Origin of the sequence: Paenibacillus aestuarii (assembly GCF_027789125.1) — a bacterium.
GTDB lineage: Bacteria > Bacillota > Bacilli > Paenibacillales > NBRC-103111 > Paenibacillus_E > Paenibacillus_E aestuarii.
On record NZ_JAQFVF010000026.1, the window covers coordinates 194919 to 211163 of the forward strand.

The 16245-nt window shown below is 50.0% G+C and carries 16 protein-coding genes; 14 read left to right on the forward strand and 2 right to left on the reverse strand.

Annotated features, from left to right (window positions below):
• The first annotated feature begins 5 nt into the window (after window positions 1-5).
• From O9139_RS12265 to O9139_RS12295, 7 genes are all read left to right on the forward strand, one after another.
• On the forward strand, window positions 6-1067 hold the full coding sequence (locus O9139_RS12265) for a DUF917 domain-containing protein (protein ID WP_270879759.1): 1062 nt from the start codon (window positions 6-8) through the stop codon (window positions 1065-1067).
• A 66-nt stretch (window positions 1068-1133) separates the two neighbouring features.
• A complete protein-coding gene (locus tag O9139_RS12270) occupies window positions 1134-2081 on the forward strand; it encodes a DUF1177 domain-containing protein (RefSeq protein WP_270879760.1) in 948 nt (315 codons plus the stop codon).
• Window positions 2082-2124: 43 nt separating this feature from the next.
• The gene (locus O9139_RS12275; protein ID WP_270879761.1) at window positions 2125-2796 is read left to right on the forward strand and encodes an AroM family protein; all 672 of its coding nucleotides are present in this window, start codon (window positions 2125-2127) and stop codon (window positions 2794-2796) included.
• 45 nt (window positions 2797-2841) lie between these two features.
• Window positions 2842-3789 carry an aminopeptidase gene (locus O9139_RS12280; protein WP_270879762.1) on the forward strand — a complete coding sequence of 316 codons (948 nt, stop codon included), beginning with the start codon at window positions 2842-2844 and terminating at the stop codon, window positions 3787-3789.
• Window positions 3786-4646, forward strand: a complete 861-nt coding sequence (locus O9139_RS12285; protein WP_270879763.1) for an NADPH-dependent oxidoreductase — start codon at window positions 3786-3788, stop codon at window positions 4644-4646. Before O9139_RS12280 ends, O9139_RS12285 begins: the two co-directional genes overlap by 4 nt.
• A gap of 20 nt (window positions 4647-4666) precedes the next feature.
• The gene (locus tag O9139_RS12290; RefSeq protein WP_270879764.1) at window positions 4667-5206 is read left to right on the forward strand and encodes a nitroreductase family protein; all 540 of its coding nucleotides are present in this window, start codon (window positions 4667-4669) and stop codon (window positions 5204-5206) included.
• Window positions 5178-5495, forward strand: a complete 318-nt coding sequence (locus tag O9139_RS12295; protein WP_270879765.1) for a DUF6092 family protein — start codon at window positions 5178-5180, stop codon at window positions 5493-5495. The genes O9139_RS12290 and O9139_RS12295 overlap by 29 nt, the downstream gene beginning before the upstream one ends.
• A 353-nt stretch (window positions 5496-5848) precedes the next feature.
• On the opposite strand, the gene O9139_RS12300 is transcribed toward O9139_RS12295, so the two are convergent.
• Together O9139_RS12300 and O9139_RS12305 are read right to left on the reverse strand one after the other, a co-directional pair.
• Window positions 5849-7492 carry a family 14 glycosylhydrolase gene (locus O9139_RS12300; protein WP_270879766.1) on the reverse strand — a complete coding sequence of 548 codons (1644 nt, stop codon included), beginning with the start codon at window positions 7490-7492 and terminating at the stop codon, window positions 5849-5851.
• A 106-nt stretch (window positions 7493-7598) separates the two neighbouring features.
• On the reverse strand, window positions 7599-8117 hold the full coding sequence (locus O9139_RS12305; RefSeq protein ID WP_270879767.1) for a DUF2062 domain-containing protein: 519 nt from the start codon (window positions 8115-8117) through the stop codon (window positions 7599-7601).
• A 443-nt stretch (window positions 8118-8560) separates the two neighbouring features.
• Between O9139_RS12305 and O9139_RS12310 the strand changes: the two genes are divergently transcribed.
• The 7 genes from O9139_RS12310 (at window position 8561) to O9139_RS12340 (ending at window position 16227) form a co-directional block, all read left to right on the forward strand.
• Window positions 8561-9268 carry an HD-GYP domain-containing protein gene (locus O9139_RS12310; RefSeq protein WP_270879768.1) on the forward strand — a complete coding sequence of 236 codons (708 nt, stop codon included), beginning with the start codon at window positions 8561-8563 and terminating at the stop codon, window positions 9266-9268.
• Entirely contained in the window at window positions 9237-10226 is a 990-nt protein-coding gene (locus tag O9139_RS12315) for a GGDEF domain-containing protein (protein ID WP_270879769.1), read from the forward strand. Before O9139_RS12310 ends, O9139_RS12315 begins: the two co-directional genes overlap by 32 nt.
• A gap of 114 nt (window positions 10227-10340) precedes the next feature.
• Entirely contained in the window at window positions 10341-12140 is a 1800-nt protein-coding gene (locus tag O9139_RS12320) for a methyl-accepting chemotaxis protein (protein ID WP_270879770.1), read from the forward strand.
• A gap of 171 nt (window positions 12141-12311) precedes the next feature.
• Window positions 12312-13190, forward strand: a complete 879-nt coding sequence (locus O9139_RS12325; RefSeq protein ID WP_270879771.1) for a carbohydrate ABC transporter permease — start codon at window positions 12312-12314, stop codon at window positions 13188-13190.
• Window positions 13191-13209: 19 nt separating this feature from the next.
• Complete coding sequence (locus O9139_RS12330) at window positions 13210-14133, forward strand: carbohydrate ABC transporter permease (protein ID WP_270879772.1); 924 nt, start codon at window positions 13210-13212, stop codon at window positions 14131-14133.
• A 58-nt stretch (window positions 14134-14191) separates the two neighbouring features.
• Window positions 14192-15493: an ABC transporter substrate-binding protein gene (locus tag O9139_RS12335; RefSeq protein WP_270879773.1), complete on the forward strand. Its 1302-nt coding sequence runs from the start codon at window positions 14192-14194 to the stop codon at window positions 15491-15493.
• A 14-nt stretch (window positions 15494-15507) separates the two neighbouring features.
• Window positions 15508-16227, forward strand: coding sequence for a glycerophosphodiester phosphodiesterase (locus O9139_RS12340; protein ID WP_270879774.1), 720 nt, complete (start codon window positions 15508-15510; stop codon window positions 16225-16227).
• Window positions 16228-16245: the final 18 nt, after the last annotated feature.

Sequence of the window (16245 nt, forward strand, 5' to 3'; positions counted from 1 at the left end):
ACGCTTTGGGGAACATCAAGATCGATGCAAAAATGGTTGAATACGCGGTTTACGGCGGAGCCGTCCTAGGTGGCGGCGGTGGTGGCTGGATCGAGGAAGGACTCAAGATCGGCCGTCTGGCTTTAGAAGTCGGGCAGATCGAGCTTACCCCAATCGACAAGTTTGCGGAGGATGATCTGTTCGTCACCGTCTCCATGGTTGGGGCGCCCGCAGCCAAAGACCAGTTCGTTATGCCCATTCACTACGCCAAAGCGCTGGAAATGCTCTCGCAAAAAATCGGCAGACCGATCCAAGGTCTCCATACGAATGAGAATGGCGCTGGAACGACAGTCAACGGATGGTTCCAATCCGCGATCACCGGGATCCCGTTGGTGGACTTCGCCTGTAACGGGCGGGCCCATCCAACCGGGGCTATGGGCTCTATGAATTTGTCTGAGCTGGATGGGTATATTTCCCATCAAGCCGGTGTAGGCGGCAAGGACGCCAATTATGTCGAGATGAGCATTTCCGGTTCACTTGAGCGTTCCGCGTCCATGATTCGCAAGGCGTCCGTAGAAGCGGGCGGCCTCGTGGCTGTGGCAAGAAACCCGGTGACTGCGGGTTATGCGCGAATGAACGGTGCGCCGGGCGCGATTTCGCAGGCGATTCAAGTCGGTGAAGCGCTCTTGTCGCAAACCGGCGAGGCGGCGATCGAAGCTGTTGTCAGCAAGCTAGGCGGCCAAGTCGTGACGATGGGAACCGTTACAGACTTCGCGCTGGAGACGACTGGCGGGTTCGACGTGGGCACGGTTTGGATCGATGGCAAATATGAAATGACGTTCTGGAACGAATATATGACCTTGGAGAAGGATGGCGAGCGGTTCTGCACGTTCCCTGATCTGATTATGACGCTGGATGCGAAGACGGCCAAGCCGATCGTAACAGCTGCAGTGGAAAAGGGGCAGCAAGTCGCTGTCATCACAGTTCCGAAGCAGCAGCTGCTGCTGAGCACCACGATGTACAACAAAAATTTGCTAAAACCGGTTGAAGAGATCGTCAAGCGATCGATTATTCCTTATTTGGTTTAAAAGTTTTAAAAGTTTTATCAGCGTGTATCTAACAGATTATAAGAACTTGGATGGAGGAACGTACAAATGTCTTTAAAACACACCATGACCGTACTGGAAGCAATGGATAGTGCCAATGTCAACGGAGCAGCGATCAAGGAGCTGTTCGCAGATTATCCTACTGTATCTATAACTGTAAATGAAGTGGACGGTGAGAAGGGTTCTACGGACTTTGTCAAGATTGTCATTCATGGAAGCGAAGGCAAAAGCAAGGGCGGTCAAGCGCCGACACTCGGCATCATCGGCCGCCTTGGCGGCATCGGCGCGCGTCCAAGCCGCATCGGACTCGTATCAGACGCCGACGGCGCTGTGGCTGCAGTTGGTGCAGCATTGAAACTGGCGGACATGCAAGTGAAGGGCGACGTCCTCAAGGGTGATGTCATCGTCAGTACGCACATTTGTCCGGATGCACCTACGCGCCCGCATGAGCCGGTCGATTTCATGGATTCGCCGGTCGATATTTTGACGATGAACCAGCACGAGGTTACCTCGGATATGGAAGCCATTTTGTCCATCGATACGACCAAGGGCAACCGCGTGATTAACCATAAAGGGATCGCCATTTCACCGACGGTGAAAGAAGGCTACATCCTCCGCATCAGCGAGGACTTGGTGCGCCTTATGGAGATGGCTACCGGCCAATTGGCGGTTACGTTCCCGATCACTACGCAGGATATTACGCCATACGGCAATGACTTATATCATATCAACTCCATTTTGCAGCCTTGTGTGGCTACCGATGCGCCTGTTGTCGGCGTAGCAATCACTGCTCAGTCGACGGTACCGGGTTGCGGTACAGGAGCCAGTCACGAGATTGATATTGCAACGGCTGTGCGGTTCTCCGTTGAAGTGGCTAAGGAGTTCACCGGGGGCACGACCCAGTTTTACGATAAGGACGAATTCAACCGCATCACAGAGCTTTACGGTTCGATGAAAATTTTGCAGACCGGCGGAGAAAACACCCCGCGCGATTAAGCGCAGGGGTTTTCTTTTCGGAACACGATGGGAGGAATGGCTTATGCAACGTTTGGGAATGATTACCATTGGTCAGGCGCCACGCACGGATGTTGCCCCAATCTTAGAGCGGTACTTGGAAGGACGCGCTGAATTGGTGCAAGTCGGAGTATTGGACGGATTTTCAAAGTCGTATATCGAAGAAAATCTGGCTCCCGAGCAAGGAGATTACGTGCTGACATCCCGGTTGACAACAGGCGAGTCGGTCGTGTTCGCGCGCGAGAAAATCCAGCCGATCCTGCAGCGGAAAATCTACGAGCTGGAAGAGGCAGGCATCACGCAAATCTTGCTTCTGTGCACGGGGGTGTTCCCGGGGCTGAAGACGAATACGGCTCATCTCATTGAACCGGATCTGATTATTCCGCCGGCGATCAAAGCGATGGCAGGCGGCCGTCAGTTGGGCGTGTTGGTGCCGCTGCCGGAGCAGACGGACAATCTGCAGCCGAAATATGCTCCGCTGGGGCTTCACCCGGTGTTCGGCATTGCATCGCCTTATCAATACGACGAGAATAATTTCCAAAAAGCGGCCAATGAATTGAAGGCGAAGTCAGATATGATTCTCCTGGATTGCATGGGTTACACCGAGAAGGCACGCGAGCTCGTGCAGCAGATCAGCGGCAAGCCGGTCGTTTTGTCGAATGCGCTTATGGCAAAATTAGTATCTGAAATGATCTAATTATATGAATGGCATGCCAAATTGTATAGAATGGGCGGAATCGAAATGAACCAACAACTTATCGACATCAGCAGAAATGTACTGCAAAACTGTCTGGGCCTGAAAGCGGGCGAAACTTTCTTGATCGTCACCGACGATGTGAAGAAAGATCTGGCTGAAGCCGTGTATGAAGCCGGTAAAAGCCTCGGCGCGGAAACGATGCTGGCCGTCATGCAAGAACGGGAGCGCTCCGGCCAAGAGCCGCCTGCCCCGCTTGCGGCAGCGATGGTCGCTTCCCAGGTCGTGCTATGCATCACCGAGCATTCGTTGACGCATACACAAGCGCGCAAAGCGGCTGCTGCCGCAGGCGCACGACTGGCTACGATGCCGGGGATTACGGAAGACATGTTCCTGGAAGGAGCGATCGCCGCCGACTACTCGCAGGTCAAGTTCTTGACCGAGAAAGTGACTGGCATTTTGACGCGGGGCAAGCAGGTACGCATCGACAAAGGCGGGTATACGCTCACGTTCTCGATCGAGGGAAGAGACGGCGTGCCCAGCACCGGCGTGTACTTGAATCCGGGAGAGTCAGGCAATCTGCCGTCCGGGGAGGGCTACATCGCGCCAGTTGAAGGCTCAGCCGCAGGGCAGATTTTGATAGACGGGTCGCTGGCGAACTACGGCAAATTGAGCTCACCGCTGCTGTTGACCATCGAGCAAGGCCGGATCGTCACGGCGGAAGGTGAAGCCGCCGATTGGCTGCTAGGCAAGCTGGGTGATGGCGACGGCCGCCAGCTGGGTGAATTTGGTATCGGAACGAATGATAAAGCAAGAATTACCGGTGTGGTTCTCGAAGATGAGAAAGTGTATGGCACGATCCACGTCGCCTTCGGCAGCAACAACACGTTCGGCGGTACGGTTTCGGCAGGCGTTCATATTGACGGTGTGGTGACGAAAGCAGACGTCCATATCGATCAATTGAAAATTATGGACCGCGGAAATTTACTCGCATGAACCAAGCGAAGATCCGCAGCCGAATCGAGCTGGAAGGGATAGATCTCCCGACTCATATCATGAATGAGACACTGGACGTTCTGACATCCCATGAATCAGTCAGGGGGTTTCAGAACATGCCGATCCCGGAAGAGGCGCTGCAAGCGATCCTCACGTCCGCGAGAAGCGCGCCGACTTCCTCCAACTTGCAGGCGTACAGCATCATCGTCGTGCAAGATGATGAGCGCAAAGCCCGCCTGGCCGAGCTCTCGGGCAATCAGGCGTTTATCCTGGAAGCGCCGGTATTCCTCGTCTTTTGCGCGGACATTTACCGCCTGAAATATATCACCCAGCGGCAGGGGTATCGGTTTGCCGCGGATACGCTGGAGATGTTTCTGCTCGCGTCGGTCGATGCAGCTCTGGCGCTGCAGAATGCTTTGGTGGCGGCAGAGTCGATGGGGATGGCGGCCGTGCCGGTCGGCTCGATCCGCAATCACCCGGCGGCCGTGGCAAGCGAACTGGGCTTCCCGGAAGGCGTGTTTGCGCTCGCTGGCTTAGCCGTCGGCATCGAGCGGGAGGGCGTAAGGCGAGGCGTCAAGCCGCGTCTGCCGGAGCGCGTGACCGTGCATAAGGAGCAGTATTCCACGGCGCAGATGGATGAGGGGCTCGCTGCGTACGATGAGACGATGATCGGGCGCAGAACTTACGACGGACGAAGAGTCTCCATGGCCGGCGAGCCCGAGCGGGTAGGCGTCGAGTACGGGTGGACGGAGCATTCGGCTAGACGCTGCACGCGTCCTGAAACGATCGCAGCCTCGGCCAGCCTGCGAGAAAATTTGAAACAAGTACTGGAACAACTGGGCTTTGCCATTCGATAAAGAGGCGGAGGGATGCAGGCATGAGCCTAAATGTATTAGAGTCGATTAAAACGAGGCGCAGCACGCGTTCTTATGATACGGCGCGCAGGCTGCCGGAAGACATTTTCGCAGCACTGGAAGAGGCGGTGCTGAACAGCCCCTCGGGCAGCAATGCGCAGGAATCGCATTTTGTAATCGTTCAGGATCCCCATCAGATTCGCCGGGTCAAACGCTTTGCCCAAGGCGTCTCAGGCAACCCGGCAGCTGTGGTGGTGCTCTGCACCAATCAAAAGGAAGCGCTGGAAAAAGGCGGCGTCGACACGGCCGAAACGCTGCGCTTCGTCAATCTCGGGATTGCGGCGGCGTATATCCTGCTGACCGCTCAATCGCTCGGCGTGTCCAGCTGCCCGGCCCGTTCCTTCCACACCAAAGCGGTGCAGCAGCTGCTGCGCTTGCCGGAAGATGTTGTGCCGGAGCTGCTGATCACGCTCGGTTATGCGGATCAGCCGCCTCGCCCGAAAACGAGCAAACCGTCGAGGGAGGTTATTTCGTATGATCAATATGGCAAGGAGCATATCTGAGGAAGAGCTGCATAACCGGATCCTCGATTTTGTCGGGTATGTTCTCACAGCTGCGCGCGCCCTGTACAAGGAGCCGCAGGCTTACGGTCCGATGCGGCTGGTCGATACGCTGACTAAAGCGGTCCAGCTGCTGGAAGACGCCGGCGTCCGTGATGAATCTCTAAGCGACACGCTGGCCGTGATCCGTGATAACCGCTGGCAAGTCACGGCCAACCCGGCAGCGTTCGGGGAAGCGCTGGATGAGGCCATCAGCCGGCTCGTGCAAGTGACGCTTCAAGATGCCGAGTGAGAGAAGCGAGGTACCGGCCCTGACGGCCTTATGGCCCAGGCGGGCAGGCGTAATGGCGAGCTTGGGTGAAGTGCGAGGAAGGCTATAGAACAAAAGGCTGCCTTAGGGCAGCTTTTTGATTTCTTGGTATTCACCTGTTTTAAATGAAAGCAAATAAAAAGGACCAACGGGCATTCACCCATCGGTCCTTATATGCTATTAACTCGTCGGGCCGCTATCCACACTAGCCTCAATGACTGTTTGAATGCCGGCCGGTACGGAGGTAAGGAAGTATGGTAAACGCGCAAAGTGGGGGAGACATAAAAAGACCGTTAAGCCATTTCCCAGGCAATAACGGTCTTTTTGCCTTATCTTTAATTCTGCCAGTTCAGCGTATACGGTGTAGAACCTCCGGCCACATACGGAACGCTCCAGCTGTGATTACTGCCATTTTCCCAAGTGATATTGCCGGATCCGTCCTTCTTGATGGCTTTAAAATTGTAGGTGTGGTTTGCGCCTAAATAGAAGGTCGCCGTCCACACGCCGTTGCCCGCATAAGTCGCCGGGATGGCATAGCTTGTGTTCCAAACGCCGAATTCCATACGGTCTCCGATCAGGTACACATTTTGGCCAGTTACCGTATTCGCGCCGTTGATCGTCACCGTCACTTGCTGCGGCTGCAGGGCGAGCGTTTGTGTAAACGGACTCAGCTCGCTCGTGGCAGTCCCGTTCGCATTCACAACGTTCTCCAGCCGCAGCAGCGCGAAGCCGTTGAAACCGTAGTTGAATGTATTGAAGGCAGCGCTGTTGTAGAGCGTCTGATTCCCGCTGATGGCAAGCGCGTTCTCCGCATCGTGCGGAACCCCTTTTTGAATACACAGATTCGCTACGTACTGCACGAGCGCTTGCGGCTGGCTATAGTATGGATAGACGTTGTTATCCTGCAATTCAAGCGCTGTGAAAGCGAGGTCGGCATTACTCGTTTTAAATTGATCAATCATCGTCGAATAGTTGTACAAGCCCGCCGTATCTTCCGCTTCATGCGCCACGCTCGGATTCGAGTACTGCCAATGAATGCCGGGCATCTTCCCGCCTAGACGCACGCCGAAAGTATCCAGGTCCGCATGGGCTTTGCTCATCACATTGCTCATATGGGTGGTCAAGACGGATTGGTACCAAGTCAAAAAGTCTTTGCCATATGTCGCATTGTACCCGCCTGTATTAAAGAAACTGTCGCCATTCGACGGCGGCATCACTTGCGAGAAAGCGGTCAAGCTTGTGCCCCAGGCGGTGTTAACAGCGCCGATTGTACCGTACTTCGTCTGCATGGCACTTTGGAAGCTTGCGATCGCCGGGCCTGAGTACGCTTGCAGCTTGCCGCGTCCCGGATAGCTCCAGCCGTCATTGGCATTGTAACTTGGGTAGCGAAGTTCGCCCGCCGGTCCCATGCCGATATAAATTTTGAAGAACGACCCCTTGAAAGCTGACATCGCGGAGGCGAAGGACTTGAACGCTTCATCATAGAGCGTGTAACTTGTTGCGAAGAATGGGGCTACATATTCGTTATTATAATAGCCGGATTCTGATTTATACTGCATTTGATCCTGTGTGCCGAGCGACCAGACCCAGCTTGGAACCGGGAAGTTGCAATTATCGCCAACATTGCCGCCGCATTGATGGAAGGAGAAGATGGGGGCGATGAGCAAGCCGGCATTTTTAATGTGGGTGAAGACATTCGTATAGTAGCTCCAATTAAAAGAATTCCGGGCCGTCGGTTCAAAATGGTTCCACCACATATCCACTTCGACGACTTTGACGCCATTGTTTTTCAATGTTGCCAGTTGGGCATCAAACGCGTTGAAATCCGTGATGTCAGGCAAGTTGAGCATGACAGAAACTTTGTAGCTGCTGTCGACGGCAGCTTCCGCCCTCCACGTACCGGTGAGCACCATGGAAACAGTGAGGACAAACACGAGAAGCAGTTTGGCAAAAGACGATGGGCGATAATTCAAGCTCATAAAATCCCTCCTACAAGTGATTTACGTGCCTCATCATCATACCCATTTTGCAAACGGTTTCAAACGAAAAGTATTGACGAATTAGGTGGAAATTATTGTATTTCTTTTAATCTTGAGCATTCGTTTTCTTGGCTTTCGCTTTTAGTCTCATAAGAAGAATCTGTTTAATAACAAAGTAAAAAATAACGGCTAATCCAAGACCGACAATGCTTGCGCCTAATATAAACTCGGCGCCTTTATGCAGCATGCCTCTTGCCCAAGTCCACTTATGGCTGTTAGGGTCAAAATTTTCATGGAGCAGGACTCTGCCAATCATGAGTTCCAAAGGGGCTAGAGGAAAGGCGATGAGTTTTGTAAAAAAATAGCCGATTAATGCCGCTGTCAAACTATGTTTGGTCCATTTCATGATGGCGAGCATCAACAAAAATGCAAGACCGAGTGTCGGCAAGGTGAGCATTAATGCCAGGGCTCCGATTGCAAAGCTTAGAGCGACAACATGCGGCCCGGAAGGATCATTCAATAGCTCATTCCATTTGACTCGAATCTTAGCTTTCAACTTGGCTAGAAATTGTTTGACCTTAAGGTTCACCTTGTACCCCTTACCTAATGTCATATTTTCAATCATTTCATGTCTATCATCCATGAATGTTGGCTGGAAATCAATAGACATTCGTCCGGGAGCGGGCTCAGACTATGCAGTGGTCGACTAGGAGGCCATCGTGAGACAATGGTGATGGGACCAAGAACCCCCTTCTTATGACCTGGTTAGAGGCTCAAGGAATCATAGTTTCTAGTCTGTTTTGCGACAAATGTTTACGAAAAGTTTACAAAATACTGCTTTTGTCCTAACATTGCGCAAATAAACTCCAATTAAACTATGTATGTACTCGCAAGAATTGCAGGGAGAAATGATGGCAGGTCTTCCATATTAATAAATAGATCAGACTGAGGGGATCCTCGGTTTTTTAATGTTATTTTACTGCCATATTATGAATGGCTGGTAAATGATAAGGGTGTTGAACCGTATCACAATGCAGAATAATGTCGGTTTGTTTCTGGGAGGCTTAAGTGTTCACCGAAGATGACAACAACGAGAGAATGAACTTACTTCACTTCTATTCTCCGGTTATGACGCAAGAAATGTACAAGTTTACGCAGTCTTATATGAATATTTTGTCTGCTAAAGACAACTCCATTGTTAAGCATTCCGAGCGAGTTGCGAATTACGCCATGATGATTGCCTGTGAATTCAATTGTTTGAAGCAGGAATGTTTCAAGTATTATCTTGGCGGTCTCTTGCATGACATCGGTAAAGTGGATATACCGGACTATATTTTATTGAAACCATCCAAATTGACACCTGCGGAATATGAAGTCATCAAAAAACATCCGGAATTCGGCTATAACAAGTTAAAGCAATATGAAATCTTTAAAGAATTGCAAATTTTGGAGATGGTTAGACATCACCATGAGCAGTATGACGGTACCGGTTACCCTTTGAATTTGAAGGGGGAGGAAATTCCTAAAGCAGCAAGGATCTTATCTGTTGCCGATTCGTTTGAAGCTATGACAGCGAGCAGGGTGTATCGTTCTGAACAAAGCCTTGACTTCGCCATCCATCAGTTGCGTGAACATAAGGGTACTCAGTTTGATCCAGAGGTAGTCGATGTTTTCCTAGAGATCATTCACAGAGAAACTACAAAGTCGGATACCATTAAGTTTCTGAACATGAGGTGTGTCGAACATGGAACATTGGGAAGCTGTACCTCGCCTTAAAGAGATACATATCCAACCAGGTCATACTGTTGATGAGAATGAATCCCTCGGTGCCTTTGTAGATAAAATCAAGTCGCAGAAGTCATCGACGCGAACGTACGTGGTCTTAAGAGGTAAAAAGCCTGTAGGGATTATTCGAAGTGTAGATATGTTCCGTTTACTAGGAACGTTATTCGGTGTGGCGCTTAATTATAAAAAGCGGTTAACAGATGTGATGTATTTGAATTTTATTACTTTAGATTGGAATACAAGAGTCGATGAGGTCTCAAGAAAAGCAATGGAACGTCCCTATGAGGATATCTATGATGATATCATTGTGACCAATGAACAAGGTGACTTCTTCGGGGTTGTACCTATTTACGAATTGCTTGGGCTGATGACGGAAGTTAGAGTCAAAGAAGCTGTTCAGCAGAATCCGTTGACTGGACTACCGGGTAATGAAAAGATTAATGAATATGTGTCGATGAAAATAAATGAGAATGAACCCTTTTCAGTTGTTTACATCGATATTGATCATTTTAAGGCATATAACGATGTATATGGCTTTAAATATGGCGATGACGTCATCAAATGGGTAGGCAACCTATTGCTTCAAGAAAGCAAGCAGCATTGTGCATTCGTAGGACATGTAGGCGGAGACGATTTTGTCGCCTGTTTAAATGCGGAATCTTCCATCAGCTATTGCCAAGAAGTAATTAAATCTTTTGAGGAAACGAAAGCGAAATTTTATACGGCGGAAGACTTTTCCAAAAATTATATCGACGCATTAGACCGGAGCAATCAAGCAGCAAGATTCCCGCTGATCTGTCTTTCTTTGGCCGTTATTCATATTTATTCGAATGATAATCTGAATATTAGCGATATATCCCTCTATGCCGCAAAACTAAAAAAACAAGCTAAGCTAGAGCTAACCAGCAATATTGTGCAAATTCGATTAGGTGAGAACAACGGTTCATAAATGAAGTGATTAAGTAAGCAGGAAACCGAGTGGGAAGAAAAAGTAGACATAGAGTTGTGGAGAAACAACCGCTCGTTATTATAGATATACTGTATATTAGGATGGGAGAAATCAATGATCATGGTCTGGTATAGCCGATTACTATCGAATCTAAAGAAATTACGGTCGCCTTTTAAACCTAACAAAATAAAGAATGTCATTCCGAATTTGCAGTTCACGATGAGGCTCAAGTTATTGTTAAGCTTTGCTGGAATTCTGATTATTTTCATGGCCATGATCGGTTTCAACATGTATCAGATCAATCAAATCAAACATAATTTATCTTTGCAAAATGAAAAAATGGATTTAAAGTTAACCGTCATGGAACTTAAAAATAGAGTCCAAGAGCTGAATATTATCGGCTCTGGTTTGGAAATTTCCAAGAACCAAGCATACATCGCGAAGTTCAAGGATACTAGGAAAGTATATGATGAACTCGTTAAAAAGATCGGGGATACAGCGAAAACACCCGAGGAAAATAAATGGCGCAGTCAGATTATTACAGCATCGACGGAGTACATCAATAACTTTGATACAGCGAGCCGGATGATTACAGACCCAAGTATTAAAAAAGCAGATCTGGATATCAATATGATGTATTTGTACGATGAATCCCAAAAATTAATGAATACGATCTTTGCATCCGTCGATCAATTCTATAACGAATATTCTAATGATTTTCAAGTGGCCAGCGATCATACTGGCAGCGTACTGAACAATACATCGACCATCATGCTTGTGACAGGTATTGTCGTATTAGTAGCCACTGTAGCGGTTGCTATTGCGCTGTTTAGTTCTTTCATAACGCCGATTCGCAAGCTTCAGAACGCAATCCGTGTTATCGCTGGCGGAGATCTGAGATACAAGATCGGCTCGACCAAGCAGGACGAGCTTGGACAACTGAGCCAGGGCTTCGATCAAATGGTCGATCAGATTCGCAGCATGATTGATGTTACGCAACACGCAAGCGGCCGTATTAATGATTCCGTGCAAACGGTTCTTAGCACTTCAGACCAATCCTTGGAATTCTCCCATGATTCGAAAACGAAAATGAACTCAGTGCTCGAAAGCATTATGGTGCAGTCGGAAAGCATCGCGCAAATCTCGATGGCCGTCAATGAAACAGCGATTGGCGTGAATAAAGTGGCGGCAGCTGCAACCATGACATATGAAAGCTCGCTGCAATCGCAATCTCAGGCCAAAGAGGGCAAGCAATTGGTCGATAGCTCGATCGAGCAGATGGGCATTATCAATCGTTCTACGGAAGAGCTTACCTCGACCATTGACGGATTGAAGCAACTGGCTTCCGGCATCCGCAATATCGCGTCGAAAATCGGGGAAATCGCTTCTCGCACCAATATTTTGGCGCTTAACGCTGCCATTGAAGCGGCTCGCGCTGGACAGGCGGGCAAAGGTTTTGCCGTCGTCGCAGATGAAGTGAAGAAGTTAGCGGATGAGTCGAAAATTTCTTCCCAAGAAGTCGTGACCATTACGCATGCGATCAGCACTGATATCGAGAAGGCGATTCAATCGATGGTAGTTAACAAGAAAGAGGTTCATCATGGCATTAAAATGATGAACGATGTGAATGAAGCATTCGCCGTCATCCTTGAATCCGTCGAGGGGATCGTGAGGCAAGTTCATGATTCTTCCGCAGCAGCAGAGCAAATGTCCGCAAGCTCGCAACAAGTCTCGGCCAGCTTGGAAGAGATGGTTACACTGACCAACTCTTCCGGTGAACTCGTTAACGCAGTGTCAGAGATCATCGAAAGCCAGGTTGATTTGGCAAGCAACTTGGCGGGTTCGGTGCAAGAGCTTGCGGCGATGGGCGCTAATTTAAATGATTCTGTGAAAAATTTCAAAATTTCAGAGTAACTATAGTTGAAAAGGGTTATTCCTTCGATAGCTGGCCGGCTGTCGAGGAATAGCCTTTTTTTTAGTATAACGGTTTACTTAATCTTAATTAGGCGATAACAATGCGCTGATAAAGGCTTGCTATACTGCTCTCAAGTAAGTCAATTAATTTGACTAATTAAGGAGCGTGCTATGAATAGACTGAAAGAGAACCTCACTGGTTACGTGCTTTTGACGCCGGCGTTCGTCATGCTCGGACTGTTCGTTATTATTCCGATTATTTATTGCTTCTGGCTTAGCTTCTATTCGTGGGACATGCTGCGACCTAACCCATCCTTCATCGGGCTGGACAATTACCGCCGGTTATTCACCGATGAAGAGTTCTACATGACGCTGAAGCGGACATTCCTCTATGCGTTCATGACCGTTCCTAGCTCTATGCTACTCGGACTAATCTTTGCGCTGCTGCTGGACAAAGGGGGCAAAGCGTGGCTCATCGCTTACCGTTCCGTTTTCTTTGCGCCGATGGTGACGTCGGCCGTCGCCGTATCCATCGTGTGGATGTGGATTTATCATCCCGACCACGGCTTGATGAACGCGCTGTTGAAACCGCTCGGGATCGGACCTTACCGCTGGCTGAACGACGAGCAGACATCACTGGTTTCTTTGGCCATTATGGCAGTGTGGAAAACGGCTGGCTATTGCGTCATTTTATACTTGGCTGCCCTGCAATCGATTGACCCTCACCTGGAGGAAGCGGCCCGGATTGACGGAGCAACCAGCTGGCACATCGTGCTGAAGATAAAAATTCCGCTGATTGCGCCAATGACGCTGCTGATGCTAATTCTGCAGACGATCGAGCAATTTCAAACCTTCACCCAGGTTAACGTCATGACGCAGGGCGGACCTGCACAAAGTACGGAGCTGCTCGTCGTGCAGCTGTACCATTATGCATTTGAAGCGTTCCAAATGGGGTACGCATCCACCATCGCGATTACGATATTCATCATCATTTTGGCGCTTACCTTGCTGCAAATGGTTGTAATAGGGCGTCGCGTTCACTACCAATGAAGCGGGAGGAGGAAACACATTGAATACGAAAGTGGCGGTTTCTGGAATGGCTGATCTGGAGCGCTCAGGTGCAGCGAATAAGAAGCCTGAAGGAAACATTCTTTTGAAACGTAAAGCACTAACGGGTTTGATCGGCGCACTTTTGAAGCATGCGGTGCTGCTGGTCGCTTCCGTGGTGATGATTTTGCCCTTTATTTGGATGATCACTTCTTCCTTCAAGCCGGGAGACGAAATTTTTACGTCGAGTTTCCTCGCTTTGCCCAGCCGATGGGTGTGGGGAAATTATAAAGCGGCATGGCATGCAGCGCCGTTCGGCCGCTTCTTCCTCAACAGCTCGATCATTGCGGTCGGCGTAGTGGTCGGGCAGTTGATCACCTGCTCGTTCGCAGCTTATGCGCTCACGTGGGTGAATCTATGGGGCCGCAGGTTTTTGTTTCTGTTCATTGTGGCCACAACGATGATTCCATTCGAATCGACGATCATTCCGTCATATTTGGTAATAAAGCAGCTCGGATGGATGAATAGTTATATCGGGCTTATTGCCCCCAGCTTAACCAGTGTGTTTGGCATTTTTTTGCTGAGACAATTTTTCCTGACAGTGCCCAAGGATTTGTTTGAGGCGGCCAAAATGGACGGCTGCACGCACTTCGGCATTTTGTTCCGCATCATGCTGCCCTTGTCGAAGACGGTGCTGGCGACCATGAGTTTGTTCGCTTTCTTGCATGCCTGGAACAGCTACTTATGGCCATTGATGATTACGAGCAGCGCCAGCATGCGTACGGTCCAAATCGGGCTGCGGTATATGATCAACGTGGAGCTCGGCACGCAATGGCCTTTGCTTATGGCAGCATCCACTTTTATTATCCTCCCGGTGCTAACCTTCTTCTTGTTGATGCAAAAATATTTTATTCGCGGGGTCATGCAGTCCGGAATCAAAGCTTAGCTTGCGGACAATGAGCCTGTCATATATACAAACATTTATTTAGGAGGAGAAAGAAACCATGAAAAAAACATCCATCGCTTTATTAGCTCTGCTGATGGCGGCAACAACCGGCTGCGGGGCAAAGGAGACGGCAAGCTCGCCGAATACGGCAGCTAGCGCTAGCACGAATGCTTCTTCGGCGCCTGAGAAAGACATCACTCTGACGTTCTGGTCCACGAGCCAAGATTTGTATGCGGACTTGACGAAGAAATTTGAAGCGCAAAATCCGCATATCAAAATCAAAGCTGACTTCATGGGCGATTACGATGCGATGGAGCAGAAGGTGTTGGCCGGCGTTGTTGCAGGCACGCTCCCGAATGTCGTTCAACTCGGCCAGCGCTACGGGATTCCGCAAGTGGCCGACAGCGGCAAGCTGATTCCAATTGAGCAGTTTATGAACGATCAGGACAAGCAGGATGTCTATCCAGCGTTCTGGGATCGTTTCCGTTATAAAAACAAGCTGTGGACCATTCCGTTCAACAGCAGTACGCCTGTCCTCTATTATAATAAGACGATGCTGGATAAAGCTGGATTGAAAGCGCCGGGCACATGGGACGAGCTGACGGCTAACGCCAAAAAGCTTACGCAGGATACAAATGGCGACGGTAAGCCGGATGTTTGGGGCTTTAGCTCGGCAACGGATACGCCTTGGTATTTCCAAGCGATGGTCTGGGATCGTGGCGGCGCGCTTCTGGACGCCAGCGGCAAACCGACGGTGAACAGCAAGGAAGCTGTGGATACGCTGAAAGCCTATCAGGATCTTGTCAACGTAGACAAAGCGATGGCGCCGAACCAGCACAAGACAGCGGGTGAAGACTTCACAGCCGGCAAGCTGGCGATGATGTACTGGTCGGGCTCCTCGCTGAAGAGCTTCCAGAAGCAGGTTGGCGACAAGTTCGAGATCGGCGTCGCCTACATGCCGAGCATTCAATCGCGCAACGTGCCGATTGGCGGCAACAGCCTGGGGATCTTCCAATCCGATAAAGAGACGGAAGCCGCTTCCTGGAAATTCGTACAGTTCTTGACGAATGCCGAGAATGCTGCGCAAACCAGTATGACAACAGGTTACGCGCCAATCCGCAAAACGGCTGCAGACCTGCCGCAATTTAAAGATTTGCTGGGGAAAGACGCCTTGTTTAAATCGATCATGGAGCAAAACCAATATTTGAAAGCTAACGGTATCAGCCCTGCTGACGCAGTCATCTGGAATGGACTCGTGTCGGCACAAGAGAAGGTTGAGGGTGACGCGAAGGCGGATCCGCAGGTCTTGCTCGATAAGCTGCAGGCGGACGTCGAGAAATATCTCAAGGATTACAAATAAGGGGGAACCATCCTATGTTTATGAATTTGGCACATCGTGGCGCGTCGGAATACGCGCCGGAGAATACGCTGGCTGCATTTTACAAAGGTGTGGAGATGGGCGCAAACGGGATAGAAACTGACCTGCGCCTATCGAAAGATGGCACGGTCATTCTGTTTCACGATCATGAGCTGAAACGGACGACGAATGGCAGTGGGGCGCCTGGCGATTACAATTGGAGCGAGCTCGCAGAGCTCGACGCCGGCTCCTGGTTCTCTCCTGAATATGCGGGAGAACGGCTGGTCACATTCGAGGAATTTCTGCGATTTTTTGGCAGGAAGGACTTGTTTTTCGCATTGGAGCTTAAAGATCGCCACGTCGAAGAGAAGATGCTTGACTTGGTGAAGCGATATCGTGTACAAGAGAAGGTAACGGTTACTTCGTTTCTTTTTGATAATCTGGTTGCGGTTCGAAAGCTTGACTCGGATATCCGCATCGGGCATCTGATTCGCCAGATTGACCTCCCGGCTCTCGAGCGGCTGAAGGAGATTGGCGCACAGCAAGTATGTCCTAGCGCAGAGCTGTTGACTGCGGCAGATGTGGAGCTGGCCAAGTCGCATGGCTTTGAGGTTCGCGCCTGGGGCGCATTTTCCGTGGAGTTGATGGAGCATATCCTCGCGTGCGGCGTGGATGGGACTACGATTAATTTTCCTGATATATTAACACAACGTTTACAAACTATGCAGCACGTGTAACAGAAAGCGATCAAGAAG

Coding starts and splice junctions, on each gene's coding strand:
- O9139_RS12305 (WP_270879767.1), bottom strand. CDS start 8,117: ATGATTGAAAATATGACATTAGGTAAGGGGTACAAGGTGAACCTTAAG.
- O9139_RS12315 (WP_270879769.1), top strand. CDS start 9,237: ATGGAACATTGGGAAGCTGTACCTCGCCTTAAAGAGATACATATCCAA.
- O9139_RS12325 (WP_270879771.1), top strand. CDS start 12,312: ATGAATAGACTGAAAGAGAACCTCACTGGTTACGTGCTTTTGACGCCG.
- O9139_RS12280 (WP_270879762.1), top strand. CDS start 2,842: ATGAACCAACAACTTATCGACATCAGCAGAAATGTACTGCAAAACTGT.
- O9139_RS12335 (WP_270879773.1), top strand. CDS start 14,192: ATGAAAAAAACATCCATCGCTTTATTAGCTCTGCTGATGGCGGCAACA.
- O9139_RS12320 (WP_270879770.1), top strand. CDS start 10,341: ATGATCATGGTCTGGTATAGCCGATTACTATCGAATCTAAAGAAATTA.
- O9139_RS12295 (WP_270879765.1), top strand. CDS start 5,178: ATGATCAATATGGCAAGGAGCATATCTGAGGAAGAGCTGCATAACCGG.
- O9139_RS12340 (WP_270879774.1), top strand. CDS start 15,508: ATGTTTATGAATTTGGCACATCGTGGCGCGTCGGAATACGCGCCGGAG.
- O9139_RS12285 (WP_270879763.1), top strand. CDS start 3,786: ATGAACCAAGCGAAGATCCGCAGCCGAATCGAGCTGGAAGGGATAGAT.
- O9139_RS12290 (WP_270879764.1), top strand. CDS start 4,667: ATGAGCCTAAATGTATTAGAGTCGATTAAAACGAGGCGCAGCACGCGT.
- O9139_RS12300 (WP_270879766.1), bottom strand. CDS start 7,492: ATGAGCTTGAATTATCGCCCATCGTCTTTTGCCAAACTGCTTCTCGTG.
- O9139_RS12270 (WP_270879760.1), top strand. CDS start 1,134: ATGTCTTTAAAACACACCATGACCGTACTGGAAGCAATGGATAGTGCC.
- O9139_RS12275 (WP_270879761.1), top strand. CDS start 2,125: ATGCAACGTTTGGGAATGATTACCATTGGTCAGGCGCCACGCACGGAT.